We start from the raw sequence: 22,564 nt of genomic DNA on the forward strand, positions 1-22,564 counted from the left end.
GTTCAGTGGGAGCTGGCTCTGCGCGTAACCTTCGGCGGGAAGGTCACCGCCATGAGGAGAATCGCCTCACGACTCGTCCCCGCAGACCTTCTTGACGATGGCCCGCAGCTCCCGGGAGTGCATCGGCTTGGTGAGGTAACCGTCGACCTTGTGCTGGCCGCCGTCGTTCTCCATCACGGCGGTGCCCACGCTGGTCACCAGGATGAAGGGCGCGCTCTGCCGGCCCAGGGCCGGCAGCTTCTCGAGCAGTTCCAGGCCGGTGCCGTCGGGCAGCATGAAGTCCGAGATGACCAGGCGGAAGTCGCCCTTGCCGGCGACCTCGAGCGCCTCCTGGACGCTGGAGGCGGCCACCGGGTTCAGGTCCATCTGTTGCAGCATCCGGCACAGGATCATGCGGGAGACGACGTCGTCCTCGACCACGAGGACGTCACCGTTCATCTTCTCCACCCGGGTCACCGCTCGATCGCGGCGTCGCGCATCGTGAGCATCTTGTCGAACTGGGTGAGCTCGAAGACGCGGTTCGCGTTCTCCTCGGCCGGGCGTACCACGACCAGCTCACCGCCGGAGAACTGCAGGCGCCGGTGCGCCTGCACCACCGCCGCCAGGCCGGCACTGTCCATGAAGACGATCTTGGTGAGGTCGATGGTGAGCGAGGTGCAGCCGTTGTCGATCAACAGGTCGATCGCCCGGCGCAGATTGCCCGCCTCCAGCGAGTCGAGCCGGCCGCTGACGCTCAGCGTGGCGACACCGGACGCCTCGTCACTGGTCTCCGAGATCTTCATATCTCTCCGTTCAGGGGGTTTCCGGGCGGGTACGCCGGAAACGCAGCTCGCAGATGTTCAGGTCACCGTCGCGCTCGAACGCCACACCATCGGCGAGCTGGTCGACGATCATCAGGCCGTAACCGCGGATCTGCGGCACCCCGGGCTGGGGCGCGACGACCGAGGAACGCTCGAAGGGCACGCCCAGGTCGGTGATGCGCAGCACGACGTAGTCGCCGTCGGCCCGGCCGGTGATCGTCACCGTCCCGGGGGCGCCGTTGTACGCGTGATCCACCACGTTCACGCAGACCTCGTGCAGGGCCAGCTCGATGCGGCTGACCAGTTTCGGCACGTCGTCCGGGCGTACCGGGCCCATCAGGTCGGCGAGCCAGGGTCCGAGGCGGCGCAGGCTCGCGTGGTCGGCGGGGAGCACCAGCTCCCACAACTGCGGGGCGGCCATCAGGAGGTCATCTCCGTCGCACGCAGCACCACGACCGTGCGGTCGTCGTCCGGCTGGGTGCCCTGGGCGTGCAGCGCGACCTCCGCGAACAGTCGCTGGGCGACCTGCTGCGGGGCGTCGTCGGCACGGCGGCCGTAGGAGAGCGACTGGTGTGCCCGGCCGACCGCGTCGAGGAAGCGGTCGTACCCGAAGAGCTGGCCGTCACGGTTCTGCTGTTCGGCGAGCCCGTCCGAGCCGAGGACGAGCAGATCGCCGGGGGAGAACGGCACCCGGACCGACTTGGCCCCGGCATGCTGCAGCGCGCCGAGCGGGAGGGTGTTCGGTTTGATCACCGTAACGCCGTCGCCGTCCGCGCGGGCCACCGGACTGTGCCCGGCATTGCAGATGTCGATGTAGCCGTCGCCGGTCCGATACCGGCCGACCGCCATGGTGATGAAGCGGCCGGCGCTGAAGAGATATTCGTACAACTCGTCATTGACTCTGTTGACGATGGCTCCCGGATCGCTGTCGTCGCCGGAAGCGCACGCGTTCCGGATCGACGTCACGGCACGAGTCATGATCATGGCAGCAGGAAGTCCCTTTCCGGCCACGTCCCCGACGGCGAACCACAGGGTGCCGGGCCGGGGGACGAAAGCGAAGAAGTCACCACCGGCGAGGTGCGCCGGCACACATCGGGCGTACACATCGGTGCCCGTGACATGCGGCGGTTCCGCCGAGAGCACCGCCTGCGCGAGCTCGGAGGCCGCCTTGTGCTCCTGTTCCAGTTGCGCCCGCTCGACCTCGCGCTGGTGCATCCGGGTCAGGTTGACCAGCCCGCCGATCACCGAGGTGACCGCGCCGAGCAGCTTGACGTCGCCGGTGTCGAAGGCCGGGCCCTCGCTCCGGCTCAGGGCCACCACCAGGGCCGGTATGGTCCGCGGCACCGGCGCCACCATGGTCGGCAGCGGCGCGTCCGCGACGATCTCCGCATCGGTCACGCCTTTGCGCAGGGCCGCCTTGCAGAGGCCGAACAGGCGGGACCGGTGGGTGGAGTCACCGACGGTGTACCGGACGCCGGAGCCCAGAAGAACCCCGGCGTCGCAATCGGTACTGCGCAGGATGGCGGCGGCCGTCCGGCCGTACGCCTCCGCGTGGTCCCGGCTGTCCGCCTGCGCGCTGGTCAGGTCGTACACCGCGAGCAGACGGTCGTGCGCGGCGACCAGAGCATCGGTGAGCTCGGTCTGTGCGTCCTCGTACAGCTCCGCCATCCTGAGCAGATGGGCGGCCGCCGACGCAGCCGAGTCGGGCTCCGGCGACGCGGACGCGTCGCCCGGGACGGCGCCGGGCGCCGTTCCCGTGGCGAGCAGCAACGCGTCCACCGCTTCGGCGACCGACGTCGGCCGTGTCATCATGCGAGCTGACCGACCGGGCCGGACGTGGCTGCACCCTCGATCGTGAAGGCCTGGTCGAGTGCGGTGAGCTCGAAGATCACTCGCACCGGGTCGGAGAGGTCCGCCAGCACGAACTCGACACCGGCGTTGGCCGCGGCACGTGAGGCGTGCAGCAGCGCGGCCAGGGCGCTCGAGTCGATGAAGTTGACCTTGGACAGGTCGATCCGGATCCGCCGGCTGCCCTGCGCCAGCAGGTCCTCGATGTAGCCCCGGAACTCGGTGGTCTCGTGGGCGTCGAACCGGCCGGTGACGGCAATCCGGTGACCGTTGTCGTGACGTTCGCCGTTGATCTGCATCGGTTGTTTCTCCCCTTGGTTATCGGATGGTTTGCGCCGGGATCCCGGCGCCGGAACGGTGGTGCGCGTAACGCCCCCGGAGGTCGTTCAGGCGAACCCGGATCAGTTCCTGGAGGAACTGCAGCGTCACCTTCAGCGGGCGGACCGTGGAGCCGGGAGCGTCGATCCACTCGACCGGCACCTCGGCCACCCTCATCTGGGTCTTGTTCGCCAGGTAGAGCACTTCCAGGTCGAACGAGAAACCGTCGATGATCTGCCGGGTGAACAGGCTGCGGGCCGCCGGCGCGGTGAACAGCTTGAAACCGCACTGCGTGTCGGTGATGGTCAGGCCACCGAGGGTGCGGACCACGAACCGCAGGCCGCCGCTGAGCATCTTGCGCACCATGCTCTTGTTCGCCACCGAGGCGCCGGCCGCGTGCCGGGAGCCGATGACTATGTCGTACCCCTCGTGCGTGATCCGGTTGAGGAGGTGGTCGAACTGCTCGATCGGCGTCGACTGGTCCGCGTCGGCGAACAGCACGATCTCGCCCCGGGCGGCCAGCACGCCGCGGCGTACCGCGCTGCCCTTGCCGCCGTTGCGCTCGGCGACCAGCACCCGCATGTTCGCCAGGTTCATGGTCTGCAGCAGCGAGACGGTGGTGTCCGTCGAGCCGTCGTCGGCGACGATCAGCTCCCAGGGCTCACCCCGGGCCGACATGTGGGTGGCGATCGCACCGATGGTCGGGATGATCCGCTCTTCCTCGTTGTAGGCCGGGATCACCACCGACACCCGCGGCGGGTGACTGATCTCCTCGGCGGCCCAGGTCCGGTAGGCCGTGTAGGCATCGAGACTCATCGCGCAGTAGTACCTTCCACCAGTAGTTTCCGGGATGAGAGGGTGACGAGCGGGCAGGCCGCCACTATCAGCAGCAGGCCGGCCTTCGCCGCCGTCTGCGCGTTCACCAGTTCGGCCGGACCGTGGTGCCACATGAGCATCAGCACGGTTTGAATCAGGGCGCCGGCCAGGAGCGCCCAGGATTCGACCGACCGGCCGGCCGCCAGATGATGGCTGGCGATCAGGTTCGCGACCGCGAAGAACGTGGTCCCCAGGACGTATCCGGTCAGCAGGGTGGTGAGATCCGGGTAGCCGTCCCCGAGGAACAGGTGCAACACCTGTCCCCCGAACAAGGCGCTGCCCAGCGTGCAGAGCGCACCGATCGCGAACACCACCGCCACGCCGCCGCGCAGCAACCCGGAGGAACCCTCACCGGCGGCGTGCCGGCGGGCCACCGCCGGGAACACCACGGTCGCCACCGACCACGTCAGGAAGAAGACCGACCGGCCGAGGAGCGACACCGCCGAGTAGGACCCCGCGGTGACCGGGTCGAGGAAGTGCTTGGCGATCAGCACGTCGCCGTTGGTGATCAGGGTCTGGCCGGCCAGGAAGACCGCGACCAGGGCGGCGTGCCGGCGCACCTCGGCGGCCTCGGCCGCCTGCGCGTCCGGGGCCTCGGAGACCGCGACGGTACGCCGTACCAGCCACCAGGTGACGACGAACGAGGCGGTCAGTCCCGCCGAGGCCGCGGTCGCGCCGCCGCCCAGCTGGAGCAGGCCGACCGTGACCACGATCCGGGCCAGCACCTCGACCAGCAGCGACGCCCCCAGCCGGCGGAACGCCAGCCGGCCCTGCAGGACACCGCGCCCGACCGACATGGCCAGGTAGAACGGCATGCCCGCGCCGAGGATCACGAACGGCCAGGCCGACTCGGTCCGCAACAGGTGCTGCCAGTACGGCGCGCCCAGGATCAGCAGGGCGGCCACCGTCAGGCCGGCGCCCCACGACCACCGGTGCAGGCGGCGGGTGAGCCAGGCGGCGTGCGCCTCGTCGCCGGCCACCTCGTACCGGCCGACCGCCCGGGCCACCACCAGTTGCAGGCCCAGTGCCAGCGCCGTGGTCAGCGCCATCAGCGTGACCATCAGGTTGGCGTCGGCGAACGCGGCCGGTGACAGCCACCGGGCCAGCGCCAGGTTCAGCACGTAGTTGCCCGCGTGGGCGCACATGGTGACCAGCGCCAGCACGACGCCGTCCCGGGCCAGGCGGGAGCCCTGCGCCGACGCGGCGTTCCTGGTGGCCGTGCTCACCGGCGCGACCGTTGCTGCTGCAGGATGCGGTTGATGTGCATGACGTGCCACTGCACGACCTCGGACATCGGGATGCCGGTCGCGGCGGCGAAGTTGCGCCGTCCCAGGTCCTCCCGCAGCTCGTCGTCGTCGAGCACCTCGGCCATCGCACCGGCCAGGCTGACCGGGTCACCGGGCTCGAAGTACGTGCCGCGGAAACCCTCCTCCTCGATGATCTCGACGAAGTCGCCGATCCGGGGCAGCGCCACCGCCCGGCCGTACTCGCCGGCCTGGTGCAGCACCCCGGAGCTGCCGGTGGTCGAGGTGTACGGGAACGCCACCACACTCGCCGACCGGAACAGCGCCGGCACGTCGTCCTCCGCGACGTACCCGGTGTAGACGATCCCGGGCACGTCGGCGTACCGCTTCGCCACGCTGTCCAGGTAACCGGGCGAGTTCGGGCTGTCCGACCCGCCGATCACCAGCTCCAGGTCGTCGTGCCCGGTCCGCAACAGCTCCTGGTACGCCTCGACGAGCGTGTCCACCGTCTTGTAGGTGCCCCACTTGCCGAACGCCAGGATGCGCCGTTTGCCGGGCGGCACGTCGAACGACGGCATCGCCAGCTCCTCGAAGCTGCCGTGCGGCGCCAGGACCGCGTTGCGGGCGCCGTACCGGGTGTTCAGCAGCTCGACGTAGCGCGGGATGGTGACCGCGACCAGGTTGGCCCGCAGCAGCGCCCGGGTCAGCGCCTTGCCGGCGGTCCGCATCAGCCACGCGGTCGCCCGGTTGCCGGCGAAGCCCGCGTCGCGCATGTCGACGTTGTCGGAGAGGTTGTGCAGGATGACCACCGACGGGACGCCGAGCATCCGCAGCACCGCCGGGGTCAGCAGGCCGAGACCACCGGCCACCCGCTGGTCGCCGAAAGTGGCGAACTGCAGGTTGAAGATCACCGCGTCGGGCTTGGTGGCCCGGACCGCGCCGACGATGCGCCACAGGTTCCCGACGTCGTTGAACTTCCAGCAGGCGACGTTACGGGCACCGGCCAGCGTCGCCGGGGGCCCGGCGTCGGTCTCGTCGGCGTACACCACGACCTCGGCCGTCTCGTGCACGGTGGCGAGGTGCTTCACCAGGTGGAAGCCGAACTCGTTCAGGCTGTTGCGACCCGGCGGCAGAGCGGTGACGACCCCGATGCGCAGAGCGGAACGCCCCGGAACGGCGGACGTACGGCGACCGGCCGGACCGGTGCGCTCCGTCGAAGCGAGCGGATGAGGTGGCATGTCAGCCGAATCGGCATTTCCCGCCCCGGCTTGAACACGTGGCCGGTTGCCATTTGAGGGCAGGTCGAGTACGAGCCGGGATCAAGGTCGTTTTTTCGGCCCGTTCGAGGAGTACTTCCCCTCCCGGGAGGGGCATACCACTCTGGTGGACGGTGCCCTTGAGTGCGAGGAGTGAGCATGCGTCATCGTGTGGTAGTCGTCGGGGCCGGTTTCGGCGGGCTCTTCGCCGTCAAGGCGCTGCGCCGGGCCGACGTCGACATCACCCTGATCAACGGTACGGCGTACCACCTCTTCCAGCCGCTGCTGTACCAGGTGGCGACCGGCATCCTGTCCGAGGGCGAGGTGGCCCCGCCGATCCGGGAGATCCTCAAGCGCCAGGACAACGTCGACGTCCGCCTCGGCTGGGTGCGGGACGTCGACGTGGCGGCGAAGACGGTCGAGGTGTCCGGTCCGGGCATCGACTACACCGTGCCGTACGACACCCTGATCGTCGCGGCCGGCGCCTCCCAGTCCTACTTCGGCAACGACGAGTTCGCCGAGTACGCCCCCGGCATGAAGAGCATCGACGACGCCCTCGAACTGCGCGCCCGGATCTTCGGCGCGTTCGAGGTGGCCGACCTGCACGTCGACGACCCGGAGGCGGTGGAGCGCTGGCTGAGTTTCGTGGTCGTCGGGGCCGGCCCGACCGGCACCGAGATGGCCGGCCAGATCGCCGAACTGGCCCACCGCAACCTGGCCGGGCAGTACCGTCACATCGACTCCCGCAAGGCGCGGATCATCCTGGTCGACGCGGTCGGGGCGGTCCTCAACACCTTCGGCGACCACCTCTCCAGCCGGGCCCAGCACGAGCTGGAGAAGCTCGGCGTCGAGGTGATGCTGAACACCAAGGTGGTCGGGGTCGACGCCGAGGGCATCGAGGTCGAGTCGGACCGCGGCCGGGAGCGCATCCCGTCGATGACCAAGGTGTGGGCGGCCGGCGTCGCCGCGCCCTCGCTGGCCGGCAAGATCGCCGCGGCGACCGGTGCCGGCACCGACCGGGCCGGCCGGGTACAGGTCGAACCGGACACCACGGTCCCCGGCCACCCGGAGATCTTCGTGCTCGGCGACATGATGAACCTGCCCGGACCGGACGGCCGCCCGCTGCCCGGGGTCGCCCAGGTCGCCATCCAGAGCGGCCGGCACGCCGCCGACCAGATCGAACGCCGTCTCGCCGGCAAGCCCACCGGACAGCCGTTCCAGTACTTCGACAAGGGCAGTCTGGCCACCATCTCGCGCTCGTCGGCGGTGGCCAGCATCGGCAAGGTCCGTCTCTCCGGCTTTCCGGCCTGGGTGGTCTGGGTGGCCGTCCACCTCTTCTACCTGGTCGGCTTCAAGAACCGGGTGACCGCCGTCCTGCACTGGTTCGTCAGTTTCCTGGGCCGCGGGCGCTCCGAGCGTGTCGCCACGCAGCAGCAGGCGTTCGCCCGGCGGGCCCTGCGGGAGTACGGCGACCCGTTCCGGCGGTGAAGAACGGACAAGTGATATCGGAGTGGCCCGGACATGGCCTTCACACGGCCGCGTCCGGGCCAGGTAGCGTGTAGCGGCCCCTGTTGAATCCGAGGAAGGCTCGCCATTGCTTCCGGCTGCGTCCGCGAACGGCACGACTCCGACGCGAGAGCTCATTCCCCGGCAGCCGGTCATGGCGCCCGTCTTCGGGACGCTGACCCTGTTCACCGGCAGGATGGGTTCGGGCAAGAGCACCCTGGCCCTGCAGAACGCCTTCAACCGCCGGCAGGCCGGGCGCCCCGGCGTCCTGCTCACCAGCCAGGACCGTGCCGGTGAGGGCATCATGTCCTCCCGTCTCGGGGTGACCGCCGACGCCATCGAGGTCGCCCACGGGATGGATCTGGCCCGCCTGGTCACCGACTACGTACCCGGCGGCGGTTTCGTGATCGTCGACGAGGCCCAGTTCCTCAGCCTCGACCAGGTCGAACAGCTGGCCTGGGCGGTCGACGAGCTGAGCGTCGACATCGACTGCTACGCGATCACCACGGACTTCCTGTCCCACCTGTTCCCGGGCGCGCAGCGCCTGATCGAGCTGGCCGACACGATCGTCCCGCTGCAGGTCGAGGTGACCTGCTGGTGCGGGCGGCCGGGCCGGCAGAACGCGCGGATCGTGGGTGGTGAGGTGGCCCGGGCCGGCGAGCAGGTGGCCGTCGGCGACACGACCGCCACGGGCGCCGTCGCCTACCGGGTGCTCTGCCGCCGCCACTGGCGCAACGGAGACCCCGGGCCGTCGTTCTAGGACTTCCCCTGGCAGGCGACGACGCAGGGGTAGACGTCCCAGGCCCGCAGGTCGCCCTGCGGGTCGAACAGGTAACCGCCGTCGCCGTACCCGTGGTTGGCCGGGTCCACGTTCGTGAAGATCGGCTGGCTCAGTCCCCAGTACTTGTGGGTGGCGGTGTTCGTCCCCCGGCCGACGTGCACGACGAACTCGCCGCCCGCCGGGACCACGTTGCCCGGCGGGATCGTGTAGCGGCGCAGTGCCGAGTCGCGGACCCACCAGCCGCCCACCGGCACCGCCCGCGACGACGGGTTGACGATCCGGAAGTACTCGCCGTTCAGGTTGTCGGCGTCGACACCGTCGGGGTCGCCGTTCACCGTCATCCGGATCCCGCTGTCCTGGGACGGTCCCGAGCCGCAGAAGTCCGTGTCGAACAGGCCCACCCGGTCGGCCGCCGCCTGCTGGGTGGCCTTGCGGTACTGCTCGTCCCAGGCCCACTCGCCGCTGAACGGCAGCCACAGGGCGAGACCACGGCGGACCAGGTCCAGGCCGACGTCGTGCCACTGATCGTCGATCCTCACGGCCACCGAGCGCAGCGGACGTCTGCCGCTGGAACTGGACGCCTGCAACGCGGTGATCCGGATCTTGCCGCCGCCCGCCTTGACCAGTTGCTCGAACCGGGCGGTCGCCTGCAGCGCGTGACAGTCGCCGCGGCGTTTCGCCGGCTGCGGGGAGTAGACGCTCTGCTCCATCGCCTGAATGCCCACCAGCCGGATCGACACCAGTTCCCGGGTGCCGTCGCCGTCGAGGTCGACGCGCGGGGTGTCACCGTCGGCGACCCACGAGACCGTCCCGGTCCACACCAGGCAGCGCGGCCCGGATGCCACGTGACGGCAGGCGACCATCGCCGCCTGGGCGGGCACCGCCGCTCCCAGCAGGGCGAGCGTCGCGGTCAGGGTGAGGGCGGCGAGACGGCGGAGCATGCTGCCTCCATCGGCCCGTCGCCGGACCGGGTTGAGGAATCCGGCTCACCCACCGTATCGGGCGGCATCTCCCGGCACACCCGGTTACGACCGCCCCGTTTGGCCCGGTAGAGCTGCGCGTCCGCCCGGGCCAGCAGGTCCGCCTGGTCGCTGCCGAACCGCGCCCCGGCCACCCCGGCACTGATCGTCACCGCCAGGTCCCCGGTGACCGGCGACCACGGGTACGCCGCCACCGCCTGCCGGACCCGGTCGAGGTGGGCCGTCACCGTCGCGCCGTCCATCCCGCTCACCACCAGCAGGAACTCCTCGCCGCCCAGCCGCGCGGCGAACCCCGGCTCGGTCGCCGCGTCGCTGAGCAGCCGGGCCACCGCGGTCAGCACCCGGTCGCCGGCCTCGTGCGTACACACGTCGTTGACCTGTTTGAAGTGGTCGAGGTCGAACAGTGCCACCCACAGCGGCACGCCGGTCCGGGTGCCCTGCTCGATCAGCCCCGGCAGGTTCTCGTCGACGAACCGCCGGTTGCGCAGACCGGTCAGCGGGTCGCGCCGGGCCTGCTCGCGGAACCGTTCGGCCTCCTGCCGTGCCTCGTTGACCTCGAACAGCGCCTGCCGGTTGCGGGCCTGCGCCTCGCGGGCCTCCGACTGCACCTCCTTCTCGGCGGCGTGGAAGCGTTTGTGTTCCTCGAACGCGCGGGCGTGGTCGCCGCGGGCCGCGTACAACTCGGCCTGTTCCTGCATCACCCGGACCAGGATCTCCTGGTGGCCGTGCGCCTCGCACTGGGCGCGGCATTCGTCCAGGGTGGCCTGTGCGGCGGCCGGGTCACCGCCCAGCCGCCGGGTGACCGCCAGGGTGAGCAGGAACTCCGGGAGCGCGTCCGCCTCCTGCGGGCCGTCCGGGTACGCGGCGATGGCCGCGAGCACCGTCTGCTCGGCCTCGGCGTGCCGGCCGAGCGCGATCTGCACACTCGCGACGGTGTCCAGGTCGTTGGGGTCGAGCGCGTGCCCGTGGGCGGCGGCGAGCACCCGCATCCGCCGGACCACCGCCCACGCCCGCTGCGGATCGCCGGCGAGGTACTCCGCGTACGCGTGGTTGTTCAGCACCATGATCCGGTCCCGGATGTCGGCGCTGTACCGGGCGAGCACCTCGGCCTGCCGGTACCGTTCCCGGGCCGCCGCGATCGAGCCGGTCTCGGTGAGCGCGTCGGCGTACTTGACCACGTACGGCAGGCGGCGCCGGGGCGGGACCTCGTCGGGCAGCGCCTCGACCGCGGCGACCGCGTGGTCCAGCAGCGCGGCCACGTCACCCAGGTTGCGGTAGGTCCGGCCGAGCAGCAGATGGCTGCGGGCGATCAGGTAGCGGTGCCCCTCGGCGTGCGCCCACTCGTTGATCCGCCACATCGCCTCGGCGGCCGGGCGCAGCTCACCGGTGCGTTCCGCGATGTCGGCCCGGATCAGGCGCGCCCGCATCCGGGCAGCGACGTCACCGGCCTCGGTGGCCTCGCGTTCGGCCCGTTCCGCCTCGGCGGCACGGCCGTGCAGGTCGCGTCCGGTCCAGTCCTCGAGACGGTCCAGGCGCGCGGAGCGGTCCGCTGCGGACCCGAAGCTATCGGCGAGCACCCGCGTCACGCCGTCTGATCGGCGCGAACGGGCGGCGCCGTAGGAATACGGTGCTCACCCGGATCATCGTTCACCCGCCTCGCACGATTGGCAAACCCGGAACGCCGGTCGGCACGCCGTTGTTAGCTAGGCTAAGGAGATCCGAGGCGAGGAGTGCCGTTTGACCTCCGTCCCGCGCCGGGCCCCCAAGGCCGGCATCGATCCCGATCCCTCGAAGAGCTGGCTCCGGCGCGCCTGGCCGATCGTCCGGGCCCACCGCCTCCTGTTGATCACCTCGTTGACGCTCTCCTTCCTCGGCCTGGTCGCCCAGGTGCAGATCCCCGACCTGCTCCGGATCGGCATCGACCGCGCGCTGGTGGACCGCACCGAGAGCCTGACGCGGTACGTGTGGCTGATCGCCGCGCTCGCCGTCACCCAGGGGTTCATCAACTTCCTGGCCCGGCTCTACCTGCTGCGCACGGCCTTCGAGATGGAGTACGACCTGCGTTGCGTCGTCTTCGATCATCTGATGCGGATGTCCTACGGCTTCTACGACCGGGCCCAGTCCGGCGAGTTGCTGTCCCGGGCCACCAGCGACATCCGGGCCGTGCAGATGTACCTGGCGTTCGGCCCGTCGATCCTGGTCCAGTGCACGATCGCGCTGATCGCCTTCGCCCTGATGCTGTCGATCAACGCCCCGCTCGCGGTGGTCGCCATGGTGACGATGCCGGCGATCGCGGTGCTGGGTGTCCGGATGCGCAAGGCCATCTTCCCGGTCTCCTGGCTGATCCAGTCCCGGCTGGCCCAGGTCGCCACCGTCGTCGACGAGAACGTCCAGGGCGTCCGGGTGGTCAAGGCGTTCGCGGCCGAGAAGCGTCAGCTCGACCTGCTGGCGGAGGCGGCCGGCGGGGTGCGGTGGGCGTACATGGTGGAGTCCCGGACGCGGAGCCGCTGGCTGCCGGTGATGGACAACCTGCCCCGGCTCGGGCTGGCGCTGGTCCTGCTGCTCGGCGGGCTGATGGTGCTGGACGGGCAGGCCACGGTCGGCACGATCGTCGCGTTCAACTCGTACGTGCTGATGCTCCTGCCCCCGTTCCGGATGCTGGGGATGATCATCATGATGGGCCAGCGGGCCGCCGCGTCCGCCCAGCGCATCTACGACATCCTGGACACTCCCGCCGCACTGACCGATCCGGCCGTCCCGACCGTCCCGGAACCCCGGGGCGGGCTGGCCTTCGTGGGAGTGCGTTTCGCGTACCCCGACGGCACGCCCGCACTGCACGGCCTGGACCTGCGGATCCGGCCCGGGGAGACGGTGGCCCTGGTCGGGGCCACCGGCAGCGGCAAGTCGACGGTCGCGAAACTGGCCGCCCGCTTCTACGACGCCGACGCCGGCCGGGTGCTGCTCGACGACGTGGACGTCCGCGACCATCCACTGGCGACGCTGCGGTCCCGGGTGGGCATCGTCCCGGACGAGCCGTTCCTGTTCTCGATGTCCCTGCACGACAACATCGCTTTCGGACACCCCGCCGCGACCCGCGAGGAGGTGGTGGCCGCGGCGAGTGCCGCGGGTGCGGCCGGATTCATCGACGACCTCCCGCAGGGGTACGACACGGTGGTCGGCGAACGCGGCTACACGCTCTCCGGCGGCCAGCGCCAACGCGTGGCGATAGCCCGGGCACTGCTGCTCAACCCGCCCGTGCTGATTCTGGACGACGCCACCAGCGCCGTGGACGTCCGCGTGGAGCACGAGATCCACGAGGCCCTGAGCCGCCTGATGCGCTCCCGCACCACCCTCGTCGTGGCCCACCGCCTGGCCACCATCAACCTGGCCGACCGCGTGGTCCTGATCGAGAACGGCCGGGTGGTGGCCGACGGCACCCACGCCCGGCTGCTGGCCACCGAGCCCCGCTACGCGCGGGTCCTGGCCACGGAGGTGCCCGCGTGAGCATGTTCGGCGGCGGTTTCGGCGGGCCGGGCGGCGGCGCCGGCGCGGGCGGGGTCCGGGGCATGGGCGGCGGTTCCGGTGCGGGCGACCGGCGGGGACCGTTCGCCGGGATCCCGCCGGAGCTGGCGGCGGGCGTGGACCGTCTGGAGGCGACCGAACCCGATCACCCGGCGCCCGACGAGACCTTCACCCAGCAGCCGGACCGGGGACGCCTCACCCTCTGGTCCCTGCTCTCCGGCCGCCCGGCGCTGCTGGTGACGGCCGCGGTGGCGGTGCTCGTGGAGGCGCTGCTGCTGCAGTCCGGACCGTACCTGGTGCAGGTCGGCATCGACCACGGCATCGTCGCCGCGGACGTCACCGTGCTGGTGGCCGCCGCCGTCGCGTTCCTGGTGTCGGTCGCGCTGACCGCCGCCGCCTCGGCGGTGCGCATCAGGCAGAGCGGACGGCTCGCCGCGTACGCGATGCGGGACCTGCGCGTCCGGGTCTTCGCCCAGTTGCAGCGCCTGAGCCTGGACTTCTACACGAAGGAGAAGGCCGGCGTCACGATGACGAGGATGACCTCGGACGTCGAGGCCCTGCAGCACCTCCTGCAGGAGGGATTCGCCCAGTTCCTGATCCACGGCCTGACCATGGTCGTCGTCACCGCCGTCCTGGTCCACTACGACCCGGCGCTGGCCGCCGTCACACTGATCCTGGTGGTGCCGCCGCTGCTCCTGCTCTCCCTCTGGTTCCGCCGGGCCGCCGACACCGGGTACCTCCGCCAGCGCGACGCCATCGCGACCCTCTTCTCCCACCTGTCGGAGAGCCTCTACGGCGTCCGGGTGATCACCGCCCACAACCAGCAGGACCGCAGCATCGTCGAGCATCGTGAGGTGGTCGGGGCGTACCGCGACGCCAACGACCACACCGGCCGCATCAACGCCGTCTACGGTCCCGGCACCTCGGTGATCGGTCTGCTGGGCCTGGCGGCGCTGCTGCTGATCGGCGGCCGGATGGTGCTGCGGGGCACGCTGACCATCGGCGAGCTGACCGCCTTCGTCCTCTACCTCAACGCGTTCTTCCAGCCCGTTCAGCAGCTGGTCCAGCTCTACACGAACCACCAGCAGGCCCGCGCCGCCCTGACCAAACTCCGGGGCCTGCTGGCCACCCGGCCGGACGTGCCCGAACGCCCGGACGCCGTCGTCCTGCCCCCGGTGACCGGCGGCATCGAGATGCGCGACGTCACCTTCGGCTATCTGCCGGGCCGCCCGGTCCTCACCGGCGTCTCCCTGTCGATCCGCCCCGGCGAGAAGATCGCCTGCGTGGGCCCGACCGGCGCCGGCAAGTCCACCCTGGCCAAACTGGTGGCCCGCCTGTACGACCCGGCCACCGGCACCATCGAGATCGACGGCCACGACCTGCGCGACGTCACGCTGGAGTCGCTGCACCGCCAGATCGGTGTGGTCCCCCAGGAGCCGTTCCTGTTCGCGGGCACCCTGCGCGACAACATCACCTTCGCCCGGCCGGACGCCCCGGCGGCGCGGGTCGAGGCCGCCGTCGACGCCGTGGGCCTGCGTGACCTGGTCGACCGGTCCCCCGACGGCCTGGACACCGTCCTGCACGAACGCGGGCAGTCCGTCTCGTCCGGCGAACGTCAGCTGATCGCCCTGGCCCGGGTCTTCGTGGCGGAGCCGCGGGTGGTGGTCCTGGACGAGGCCACCTCGAGCCTCGACCTCCGTTCCGAGCTGCGTGTGGAGGCCGCGATCCAGCGCCTGCTCGACGGCCGGACCGCGATCCTGGTGGCCCATCGCCTCTCCACCGCCGAGCGGGCGGACCGGATCATCGTGGTGGACGGGGGCGGCATCGTCGAGTCCGGCACGCACGCCGCACTGCTGGCCCTGGACGGCCGCTACGCGGCGATGCACACGAGGTGGGCCTCGCACGCGGCCCCCTGACGCTCCGCGAGCGTACTCACGGGACGCGCCGACTACCGCTTCCGCGGTTGCCCCGCCACCCCCGATCACGGGCGTGGCGGGATCGATCGTGGTCAGGGAAGCCTGGCGAGGACCATAGGACCTCCGGGCCGCGGTAGGTTCAGCCTCTCCCGACGCCGGCGGTCCAGAAGAGGGCCCGGGCGTACGAGGCGTACAGGCCCTTGGGGTGGGCGCGGAACAACGGTTCGGTGCCGAACAGCACCGCCCGCCCGCCCCGGGCCGTCGTCCCGGACACCACCGACGCCTGGCCGGCCGCCTGCCCGGGACCGTTCGCACCGGCCGCGGAGGGCAGCCAGTGGCCGGCCACCAGGGGATCCGGCCCGTACCGCTGCTCGACGGTGAAGCCGGTGCCGGTGAACCAGAGCGGCGAGTAGACGAACGCGTGGTCGGGTGATCCCCGTCCGACCACGGCACCGGTGTTGACCACGGAGACCACCCCGTTGGCGTCACCACGTCCGGCCACCGCGGTCGCGGGGAGCAGACCGGCGGCGGCGTTGAAGGCGGCACCGGTGCCGCCCCGGGTCACCACCCCGCCGCGGGCCAGGAACGTGTCCATCTCGGCGCGGGCGGCGGCGTTCAGCGCGGTGTACGAGAGACCGGCCGAGACGATCAGCGTGTCCACGCCGGACAGTGTGGCCCCGGCGTTCAGGGTGGCGGTCGAGACGGTCCGGACCGCGAAACCCATCTCGGCGAGGGCGAACAGTTCGTCGGCCGAGGCGGCTGCCGCGATCACCGGACGGGCGAGGGGCGTCCCCGGGGAGTCGGGGGACGCCGCGGTGAAACGTACGCCGAAGGTCTTCGCGAGCGCGGCGGCCTGTTCTCGCGCCCCGGCCGGGACCACGACGGTGTCCGCGCCGGTCTGCCGCACCGCGACACCGGCGGCGAGCAGTTCGTTGACCGCCCGCACGTCGGTGCCGTCGCGCAGGGTCAGGGCCAGGTCGCGGCCGCGCGGGACGTCCGGGACCACCGCGGCACCGGTCACCGGCCGGGTGGCGACCCGCGGTGCCGCCGTGCGGCTGATGTCGACCCGGGCGCCCCAGAGCAGGCCGTGGCTCCAGCCCGAGATGTCGTACATCTGCGGGACCAGTCCGGAGATGTCCCGGCCGGCTTCGAGGAGCACGTTGGCGAGCCCTCGTTTGGGCTGGTGCATGTCGACGATGAAGTCACCGCGCCGGTAGCGCCGGCCGTCGAGCGTGAAGTCGCCGGTGGCGGCGGTGACCCGCACGTCGTGGGCGATCAGATGGTCGGCCAGGCGGGCGGCGGCCGCGGTCCCGGCCGGGATCACGTAGGCGCGGGGGAACTCGGTGGCGTAGCGGTCCTCGGGCCCGAACCCGGGCACGAAGCCGTCCGGGACGACCGGTGACGGTTCGCCCGCCCAGCCGCGCCGGAACTGTTCGATCTGCCCGGCGAGCAGTTCCGCCCGGTGCTCGCCGGCATAGGTGAGGGTGGCCTCGATCGTCGCCGCCGCCACGTCCGTGTTGATCGCCGAGCGGCGGCGCAGCTCGGCCACCGGCAGGTTCGTGTACTCGGCGTTGTTGACCGCCAGCGGCACCTCGACGGTGTGGCCGACCGCGCCCTGGTAGATCGCGTACATCGGGGTGAAGATCGGCGGCCAGTCGTCCCAGTCGCCGGGCGCGTAGTCGCGGAACGGGATGTCGGCGCGCGCGGTCTCCGGGTGGCCCAGCCGCTGGATCGCCGCCTCCATCCCGAGGGCGTTGGGGAGCGCCTGCTTGATGTAGAGGTCGTACTCGTAGTTCTGCCCGTGCGGCGGCGTCGCCGGTTCGATCAGTGTCGTGCCGGTGTACCCGTGTTCGTCGAGCATGACGAGCGGCTGCGTGGCGATCACGACGTCGCGGACCGCGCGGGACTCCGGCTGCGAACTGGTGGCGTGGTCCCGGTTGATGTCGAAGCCGGCGCCGTTCGCCCGGGTCCCGGCGACCCGGCCGTCCGGGTTGTTGGTGACCGTCACGTGGACCCGGCTGCGCCGCAGGAACTCCCCGGTCGCGGCGTCACCCGCGGTGGCCAGGCGTTCGATCACCCGGAGCGCGCCGTCGGTGCCCTCCCACTCGTTGCCGTGGATGTTCGCGTTGATCCAGATCGGGGTCTTGTAGTCCCTGCTCAGATCCCGGTCGCGGCGGGCGGCCGCCGGGTCGTTCTCGATCAGGGCACGCCAGCGGTCCTGCCGGGCGGCCTGGGCGGCGGTCTCGGGCGCGGTCACCGTGACGAGATAGAGGTCGCGGCCGCCGGCCGATTTCCCGATGACCTCCGCGGAGACCCGGTCGGAGATCTGCTGCAGCGCGTTCAGCTTCGGGGCGATCTGATGGTACGCGAAAAGCCCCAGCTTCAGCGATTTGTCCGACAGGTCTTCGGGCGGCAGCGGCAGTGTCACCCTCCGCGGATAGCCGTGCGGTCGCGGGACCCACCGGTCACCGCTCCCGGCCGGTGCCGCCGCCGCGATCCGCAGCGCCGTGGCGAGGGCGGCGACGTCGTTGCGCTCCGGCCCGTTCCCGAACTCCCGGCTCGACGGACCGCCGGGATCAGTGGGTGCGGCGGCCACCGGGGCGCCGATCAGGGCGGCCGCGGCCAGCAGGCCGGCACCGATCCCGGCCAGAGTTCGTGACAGGTCCACCGAGCACCTCCGTTGCGACTCCCCACACCCTGCCCGGACCGGATCAGATGCACAATCGTCGATACGTAAAACCTCGATGAATCCGCCCGCGGTGCCCTCCCCTCCCCGATCGGCCGATTCCCACCGGAATGAAGCCCGTCCCCGGCCGTCGCTCCACCCCCTCCCGAGGTGACCGGAATCGATCCGCGGTGCAGACTTCGATCATGACCGCATCCGCACTGCGCGCCCTCCTCTCCTCCGAAAAGGTCACTCACGTGCCCGGCGTCTGGGATCCGGTCACCGCCGCGCTCGCCGCCCGGGCCGGGCACCCGGCCGTCCACCTCTCCACGACCGCCGTCTCGGCCGTCCTGCTCGGCCGCCCCGACCTCGACTTCGTCGGTGCCACACAGGTCGCCGACCGGGCGTCCACCCTGGTCGCCGCCCTGGAAGGGGTGCCGCTGCTGGCCGACGCGGACGCCGGCTACGACAGTCCGTCGCATGCGGTCTGGACCGGCCAGGCGTACCTGCGTGCCGGGATCTCCGGCCTGCACCTGACCGACCGGTCCACCGGCGACCGCAGGGAGATCTTCGGGCTCGCACCGGCCACGGCCACCATCCGGTCACTGGCCGAGCAGGTGCCGGACCTCGCGCTTCTCGCGCGGACCGACGCGTACGCGACCGAAGGCCTCCCCGGTGTCGTACGGCGGACCCGCGCGTACGCCGAAGCCGGGGCCGACGCGGTCCTGCCGGAGGGGGTGACCGACCCGGACGAGCTGATGGCGATCCACCGGGCGGCTCCGGGCGTACCCCTGGTGATCGAGCGCAGCGAGGCCGCACCCCGCCGGATCCCGCAGCTCTACGCCAGCCCGAAGGTGACCGGCACGGACCCGGAGACGACCGACGCCGTACTGGCGGCGGCCGGTGTCCGGCTGGTGCTGCATCCGCTGGCCGCCCTGCTGGCCGCGGTCCGCGGTGCGTCGCTGGCCTACCGCGCGCTGGCCGAGGCGGGCAGCGCCGAGGAGACCGACCGGATGCCGTGGGCCGCGCTCACCGCCCTCGCCGAACGCCCCGAGACCCGCGAGCCGGACTCCCGTCACGTCCCCCGCGGCCTGCACACCTGACCCGCGCCGTCATCACGCCCGCCCGGTTCCGCTCAGGGAGTGGCCTGCGCCCTGAGCGCCTCCTGGCGCTGCTCCTCTTCACGCAGGATGGCACTGTTGAGCCAGACGTCGGGGATCGCGAACCCGTCGACCAGGGTGCGCATGTGCGGGCGCAGCTCCTTGAGCAGGTCGTTGACCACCGCCGTGACCGCTTTCGACCGGCCCGGGGTGAGGCGTCCGTGTTCCAGGAGCCAGCCCTTGTCGGCCTCGATGACCGAGAGGGCGTACAGGTCGCAGACCCGGGAGAGCAGGTCCTTGACCGACGGGTCGGCACGTTCGATGCCGGCGACGAACGCCTCGAGGGTGACCCGGTCGATGTGGGCGGCCGCGGTGCGCAGCACGTGGTCCTGCACGTCGTTGAAGATCGCGAACGGGTCGTCCTTCTTCGTCGCGGCGCCCTTGCGCAGGCGGCGGATCGCGCCTTCGAGCAGGTGCCTCTCCCGGTCCTCGAAGGTCTTGAGCTGCCAGCCGCGGTCGGTGACGGCGACGTCGTCCTCGCGTCCGGGCACCGCACCGATGAGGCGCTGGATCACGCTGCGGGCGGCGGTGCGTTCCAGGACCATCTCGCGGACCTGCTCGGCGACGAACGTGGCGCGTCCCCAGCCGTCCAGCGATCCGAAGGCATCCCGGTATCCGGTGAGCAGGCCCTTCGCGACGAGTTGGAGCAGCACCGTGTTGTCGCCCTCGAACGTGGTGAAGACGTCGGTGTCCGCCTTCAGGCCGGGCAGCCGGTTCTCGGCGAGGTAGCCGGCACCACCGCAGGCCTCCCGGCACATCTGGATGGTGCGGGTGGCGTGCCAGGTCTGCGCGGCTTTCAGGCCCGCGGCCCGGGACTCGAGTTCCCGCTGCCGGAGTTCGTCGGTGGTCCCGCCGGTCTGCACGTCGGAGAGCGCGACCAGCAACTCCTCCTGGGCGAACGCGTACGCATAGGTGGTCGCCAACGCCGGCAGGAGTTTGCGCTGGTGGGCGAGGTAGTCGTTGAGCACCACCTCGTCGGGGGCGCCGGGCCGGGAGAACTGGCGGCGGACGTCGCCGTACCGGACCGCGATGGCCAGCGCGTTCTTGGTCGCCGACGAGGACGCGCCGCCGACGGTGACCCGGCCGCGGACCAGGGTGCCGAGCATGGTGAAGAAGCGCCGGGTGTCGTTCTCGATCGGGCTGGTGTAGGTGCCGTCCGCGGCGACCTGGCCGTACCGGTCCAGCAGCATGTCGCGCGGCACCGTCACGTGGTCGAACGAGATCCGCCCGTTGTCCACCCCGAGCAGTCCCGCCTTGGCGCCGGCGTCGCCGAGGGTGACGCCGGGCATCGGGTCGCCGTTCTCGTCGCGGATCGGGACCATCCAGGCATGGACGCCGCGCCGCTCGCCACCGGTGATCAGCTGGGCGAAGACGACCGCCATCCGCCCGTCCTTCGCGGCGTTGCCGATGTAGTCCTTGCGGGCCGCCTCGTGCGGGGTGTGCAGGTCGAACGTCTGCGTCGCGGGGTCGTACACGCAGCTGGTCCGCAGTTGCTGGACGTCCGAGCCGTGTCCGGTCTCGGTCATGGCGAAGCAGCCCATCAGGTCGGCCGAGATGATGTCCCGCAGGTACGCCTCGTAGTGCCGTTCCGTGCCGAGTGCCACGACCGCGCCGCCGAACAGTCCCCACTGCACGCCGGCCTTCACCATCAGCGACAGGTCGACGTGCGCGAGCATCTCCGCGGCGACCGCCGAGCCGGCCGGGTCGCCGTTGCCGCCGTACTCCACCGGGAACGCGTCGGCGATCCCGGCGTCACCGGGGATCTTGCGGATCAGGGTGCTGATCCGGTCGCGGGCCTCCGGCCCGGTCTCGCCGTGCACCGTCACGAAGTCCGCGCCGAGGCGGTCCCGGACGGCCTGGCGGATGTGCGCCCACCGGCCGTCCAGGACGTCCCGCAGGTGGTTGTGCTGATCGCTCATACACCATTATTACCCACCGGTAACCTCGGGCACGCCAGGACGCGGGAAGATGACGTTCAGCCCTCGGCGCCGCCCGCCCACGGCACCACCAGCGGGTGGCGGACCTCGTCACGTGCCGCGATGCCGGCCATCGACCGCCGGTACTGACCTCGGGTGATCTCGCCTTCGATCAGCTGGGCACAGAGGACGCCTTCGAGGCTCTCGGGGGCGAAGAACGACTCCGGGATGCTCAGCGGCTCCGCCTCGGCCCTCGCATCCGCACGCACCCCACGCACCGCGAGCACGCAAGCGGCAGCCAGAACCAGGATGAGCAGGGACAGGATCAGCATCGCCACCGCCTATGTCGTCATCACGGGGCGCTCGTGCCCCGCATGACAGAGAGAACGGATCACGGCGCGTGTCGGTTCGACGGTTTCGGTAACTGACCGCGACGAAATTCCGCGACCCCCGCGGAACCCGGCGACACATCGACCGAACCGGTCATCACGAAAGACCCCCAAATCAAGATCAACATTTGGGTACGCCCTGCGTGAGGCCACTTTTCCGACCCGCGGCACGGCGCGTTCACCGGACACGATCCGTGACGTCGGCCACTGATCAACGGGGCTGGATGTAAGGCGCGCCGACACGAACGCGTGCACGGTATGTCCGATCTTAGTGGAATATAGCTATTGTTCCACTGTGCCCGGTAAGCGAATAAGATACCCTGCGCCGACATCCTGCCTCAATGGGTGAGCCCCGTGACCGTGCGTGACAGATTCACACCCCCGGGGCCGTGACCTTGCCCACGGGTGATGCCGTATTCAATCGTCAATACCTACTCTGACGTGCTGTCTTGCAAGGGCGCAAACGAGTGGTACGACCCTCGTCGATCAGGAGTCGGCGACCGTCCAAATTACTCAGAGCGACGTCGAGTCGCGGGGGAGACCGATGACAGGCCAGCAATTGGCGACTGAACCGGCCGTGGTCGCGCCGGTTACTAAGCGTGATTACGACTACCAGGGCTTCAGCCTCCTGGCCGGCTCACCCGAGACGGCGCCCGCATCGGACACCGAGTACCGGGTCCGACTGCGCCCACTTTCCCGGAACCGTCCGATCAGTTCGGTTCTCATCGCGATGTTCGCCTTCGCCTTCGAGGCCACCTTCTTCGGCTGGCTGCTCTCGTCGGTGCAGATCCCCGACCGGCAGATGCAGGCCGGGCTGTTCGCCGCCACCATCCTGATGATCGTGGCGACCGCGCTGATCGAACTGTTCCGCCTGATCAACGTGGTCACGCTCTGCCTCGCCACGCTCTGGGCCCGCGACCCGGTGCCGGTGGAGGCCGACGGCGGCCTGCGCGTCGCGTTCCTCACCACGATCGTGCCCGGCAAGGAGCCGATCGAGATGGTGGAACAGACCCTGGTCGCCGCCACGAAGATCCGGCACCCCGGTGACTACGACGTCTGGCTGCTCGACGAGGGCGACGACGACGAGGTCAAGGCCATGTGCGAGCGCAACGGGATCCGCCACTTCAGCCGCAAAGGCGTGGCCGCGTGGAACACCGAGGCCGGCGCGTACAAGGCGAAGACCAAACACGGCAACTACAACTCGTGGGTGGACGCCAACGGCGACGACTACGACGTCTTCGTCTCGGTCGACCCCGACCACGTGCCGCTGCCCAACTTCGCCGAACGACTGCTCGGCTACTTCCGCGACCCGGACGTGGCGTTCGTGATCGGCCCGCAGATCTACGGCAACTACGACAACGTGGTCACCCGCTGGGCCGAGTCGCAG

At 70.9% G+C, this 22,564-nt stretch carries 19 protein-coding genes; 6 read left to right on the forward strand and 13 right to left on the reverse strand.

The genetic code is table 11. From position 1 onward, the window contains the following. Window positions 1-66: 66 nt before the first annotated feature. The 8 genes from WH85_RS47350 to WH85_RS53785 are packed head-to-tail and all read right to left on the reverse strand — an operon-like array spanning window position 67 to window position 6,324. Window positions 67-438 (reverse strand): response regulator, encoded by a 372-nt coding sequence (locus tag WH85_RS47350; protein ID WP_245674062.1) that lies wholly within the window; start codon window positions 436-438, stop codon window positions 67-69. Between the two features lie 14 nt (window positions 439-452). Next, the gene (locus WH85_RS23815) at window positions 453-782 is read right to left on the reverse strand and encodes an STAS domain-containing protein (RefSeq protein WP_045744194.1); all 330 of its coding nucleotides are present in this window, start codon (window positions 780-782) and stop codon (window positions 453-455) included. A gap of 10 nt (window positions 783-792) precedes the next feature. Then, window positions 793-1,221 (reverse strand): ATP-binding protein, encoded by a 429-nt coding sequence (locus WH85_RS47355; protein WP_052720747.1) that lies wholly within the window; start codon window positions 1,219-1,221, stop codon window positions 793-795. Further along, window positions 1,221-2,609, reverse strand: a complete 1,389-nt coding sequence (locus WH85_RS23825; RefSeq protein WP_045744195.1) for a PP2C family protein-serine/threonine phosphatase — start codon at window positions 2,607-2,609, stop codon at window positions 1,221-1,223. The genes WH85_RS47355 and WH85_RS23825 overlap by 1 nt, the downstream gene beginning before the upstream one ends. Continuing rightward, window positions 2,609-2,947: an STAS domain-containing protein gene (locus WH85_RS23830; RefSeq protein WP_052720748.1), complete on the reverse strand. Its 339-nt coding sequence runs from the start codon at window positions 2,945-2,947 to the stop codon at window positions 2,609-2,611. Before WH85_RS23830 ends, WH85_RS23825 begins: the two co-directional genes overlap by 1 nt. Window positions 2,948-2,966: 19 nt before the next feature. Continuing rightward, window positions 2,967-3,782, reverse strand: coding sequence for a dolichyl-phosphate beta-glucosyltransferase (locus tag WH85_RS23835; protein ID WP_045744196.1), 816 nt, complete (start codon window positions 3,780-3,782; stop codon window positions 2,967-2,969). Further along, complete coding sequence (locus WH85_RS23840) at window positions 3,779-5,068, reverse strand: oligosaccharide flippase family protein (protein WP_045744197.1); 1,290 nt, start codon at window positions 5,066-5,068, stop codon at window positions 3,779-3,781. Before WH85_RS23840 ends, WH85_RS23835 begins: the two co-directional genes overlap by 4 nt. Continuing rightward, window positions 5,065-6,324: a glycosyltransferase gene (locus WH85_RS53785; protein ID WP_052720749.1), complete on the reverse strand. Its 1,260-nt coding sequence runs from the start codon at window positions 6,322-6,324 to the stop codon at window positions 5,065-5,067. The genes WH85_RS23840 and WH85_RS53785 overlap by 4 nt, the downstream gene beginning before the upstream one ends. A 177-nt stretch (window positions 6,325-6,501) precedes the next feature. On the opposite strand from WH85_RS53785, the gene WH85_RS23850 reads away from it, so the two are divergent. Beyond that, complete coding sequence (locus WH85_RS23850) at window positions 6,502-7,830, forward strand: NAD(P)/FAD-dependent oxidoreductase (RefSeq protein ID WP_052720750.1); 1,329 nt, start codon at window positions 6,502-6,504, stop codon at window positions 7,828-7,830. Window positions 7,831-8,002: 172 nt separating this feature from the next. After that, the gene (locus WH85_RS23855) at window positions 8,003-8,608 is read left to right on the forward strand and encodes a thymidine kinase (protein ID WP_045744199.1); all 606 of its coding nucleotides are present in this window, start codon (window positions 8,003-8,005) and stop codon (window positions 8,606-8,608) included. On the opposite strand, the gene WH85_RS23860 is transcribed toward WH85_RS23855, so the two are convergent. Next, window positions 8,605-9,570: a lamin tail domain-containing protein gene (locus WH85_RS23860; protein WP_045744200.1), complete on the reverse strand. Its 966-nt coding sequence runs from the start codon at window positions 9,568-9,570 to the stop codon at window positions 8,605-8,607. The genes WH85_RS23855 and WH85_RS23860 overlap by 4 nt on opposite strands. Next, window positions 9,540-11,186, reverse strand: coding sequence for a GGDEF domain-containing protein (locus tag WH85_RS23865; RefSeq protein ID WP_157411194.1), 1,647 nt, complete (start codon window positions 11,184-11,186; stop codon window positions 9,540-9,542). The genes WH85_RS23860 and WH85_RS23865 overlap by 31 nt, the downstream gene beginning before the upstream one ends. Window positions 11,187-11,346: 160 nt before the next feature. Here WH85_RS23865 and WH85_RS23870 point away from each other — a divergent pair, with 160 nt between their 5' ends. Both WH85_RS23870 and WH85_RS23875 read left to right on the forward strand, forming a co-directional pair. Continuing rightward, on the forward strand, window positions 11,347-13,113 hold the full coding sequence (locus tag WH85_RS23870; protein ID WP_052720753.1) for an ABC transporter ATP-binding protein: 1,767 nt from the start codon (window positions 11,347-11,349) through the stop codon (window positions 13,111-13,113). A 2-nt stretch (window positions 13,114-13,115) separates the two neighbouring features. Continuing rightward, window positions 13,116-15,047 carry an ABC transporter ATP-binding protein gene (locus tag WH85_RS23875; RefSeq protein ID WP_245674065.1) on the forward strand — a complete coding sequence of 644 codons (1,932 nt, stop codon included), beginning with the start codon at window positions 13,116-13,118 and terminating at the stop codon, window positions 15,045-15,047. Window positions 15,048-15,186: 139 nt separating this feature from the next. On the opposite strand, the gene WH85_RS23880 is transcribed toward WH85_RS23875, so the two are convergent. After that, entirely contained in the window at window positions 15,187-17,715 is a 2,529-nt protein-coding gene (locus WH85_RS23880; RefSeq protein ID WP_045744202.1) for a M14 family zinc carboxypeptidase, read from the reverse strand. 203 nt (window positions 17,716-17,918) lie between these two features. Between WH85_RS23880 and WH85_RS23885 the strand changes: the two genes are divergently transcribed. Beyond that, window positions 17,919-18,815, forward strand: coding sequence for an isocitrate lyase/PEP mutase family protein (locus WH85_RS23885; RefSeq protein WP_045744216.1), 897 nt, complete (start codon window positions 17,919-17,921; stop codon window positions 18,813-18,815). Between the two features lie 32 nt (window positions 18,816-18,847). On the opposite strand, the gene WH85_RS23890 is transcribed toward WH85_RS23885, so the two are convergent. Together WH85_RS23890 and WH85_RS23895 are read right to left on the reverse strand one after the other, a co-directional pair. Beyond that, window positions 18,848-20,791, reverse strand: a complete 1,944-nt coding sequence (locus tag WH85_RS23890; RefSeq protein ID WP_045744203.1) for an acyl-CoA dehydrogenase family protein — start codon at window positions 20,789-20,791, stop codon at window positions 18,848-18,850. Window positions 20,792-20,847: 56 nt separating this feature from the next. Next, a complete protein-coding gene (locus tag WH85_RS23895) occupies window positions 20,848-21,120 on the reverse strand; it encodes a hypothetical protein (RefSeq protein ID WP_045744217.1) in 273 nt (90 codons plus the stop codon). A 601-nt stretch (window positions 21,121-21,721) separates the two neighbouring features. Here WH85_RS23895 and WH85_RS23900 point away from each other — a divergent pair. Further along, window positions 21,722-22,564 (forward strand): glycosyltransferase family protein (locus tag WH85_RS23900; RefSeq protein WP_045744218.1); only part of this gene is annotated, 843 nt, incomplete at its 3' end.

The organism is Actinoplanes rectilineatus (genome assembly GCF_000962825.1).
In the GTDB taxonomy this organism is placed as follows: domain Bacteria; phylum Actinomycetota; class Actinomycetes; order Mycobacteriales; family Micromonosporaceae; genus Actinoplanes; species Actinoplanes rectilineatus.

Bases quoted from the DNA above. Each gene is read 5' to 3' on its own strand.
- WH85_RS47350 (WP_245674062.1), bottom strand. From the start codon at position 438: ATGAACGGTGACGTCCTCGTGGTCGAGGACGACGTCGTCTCCCGCATG.
- WH85_RS23815 (WP_045744194.1), bottom strand. From the start codon at position 782: ATGAAGATCTCGGAGACCAGTGACGAGGCGTCCGGTGTCGCCACGCTG.
- WH85_RS47355 (WP_052720747.1), bottom strand. From the start codon at position 1,221: ATGGCCGCCCCGCAGTTGTGGGAGCTGGTGCTCCCCGCCGACCACGCG.
- WH85_RS23825 (WP_045744195.1), bottom strand. From the start codon at position 2,609: ATGACACGGCCGACGTCGGTCGCCGAAGCGGTGGACGCGTTGCTGCTC.
- WH85_RS23830 (WP_052720748.1), bottom strand. From the start codon at position 2,947: ATGCAGATCAACGGCGAACGTCACGACAACGGTCACCGGATTGCCGTC.
- WH85_RS23835 (WP_045744196.1), bottom strand. From the start codon at position 3,782: ATGAGTCTCGATGCCTACACGGCCTACCGGACCTGGGCCGCCGAGGAG.
- WH85_RS53785 (WP_052720749.1), bottom strand. From the start codon at position 6,324: ATGCCACCTCATCCGCTCGCTTCGACGGAGCGCACCGGTCCGGCCGGT.
- WH85_RS23850 (WP_052720750.1), top strand. From the start codon at position 6,502: ATGCGTCATCGTGTGGTAGTCGTCGGGGCCGGTTTCGGCGGGCTCTTC.
- WH85_RS23855 (WP_045744199.1), top strand. From the start codon at position 8,003: ATGGCGCCCGTCTTCGGGACGCTGACCCTGTTCACCGGCAGGATGGGT.
- WH85_RS23860 (WP_045744200.1), bottom strand. From the start codon at position 9,570: ATGCTCCGCCGTCTCGCCGCCCTCACCCTGACCGCGACGCTCGCCCTG.
- WH85_RS23875 (WP_245674065.1), top strand. From the start codon at position 13,116: ATGTTCGGCGGCGGTTTCGGCGGGCCGGGCGGCGGCGCCGGCGCGGGC.
- WH85_RS23885 (WP_045744216.1), top strand. From the start codon at position 17,919: ATGACCGCATCCGCACTGCGCGCCCTCCTCTCCTCCGAAAAGGTCACT.
- WH85_RS23890 (WP_045744203.1), bottom strand. From the start codon at position 20,791: ATGAGCGATCAGCACAACCACCTGCGGGACGTCCTGGACGGCCGGTGG.
- WH85_RS23895 (WP_045744217.1), bottom strand. From the start codon at position 21,120: ATGCTGATCCTGTCCCTGCTCATCCTGGTTCTGGCTGCCGCTTGCGTG.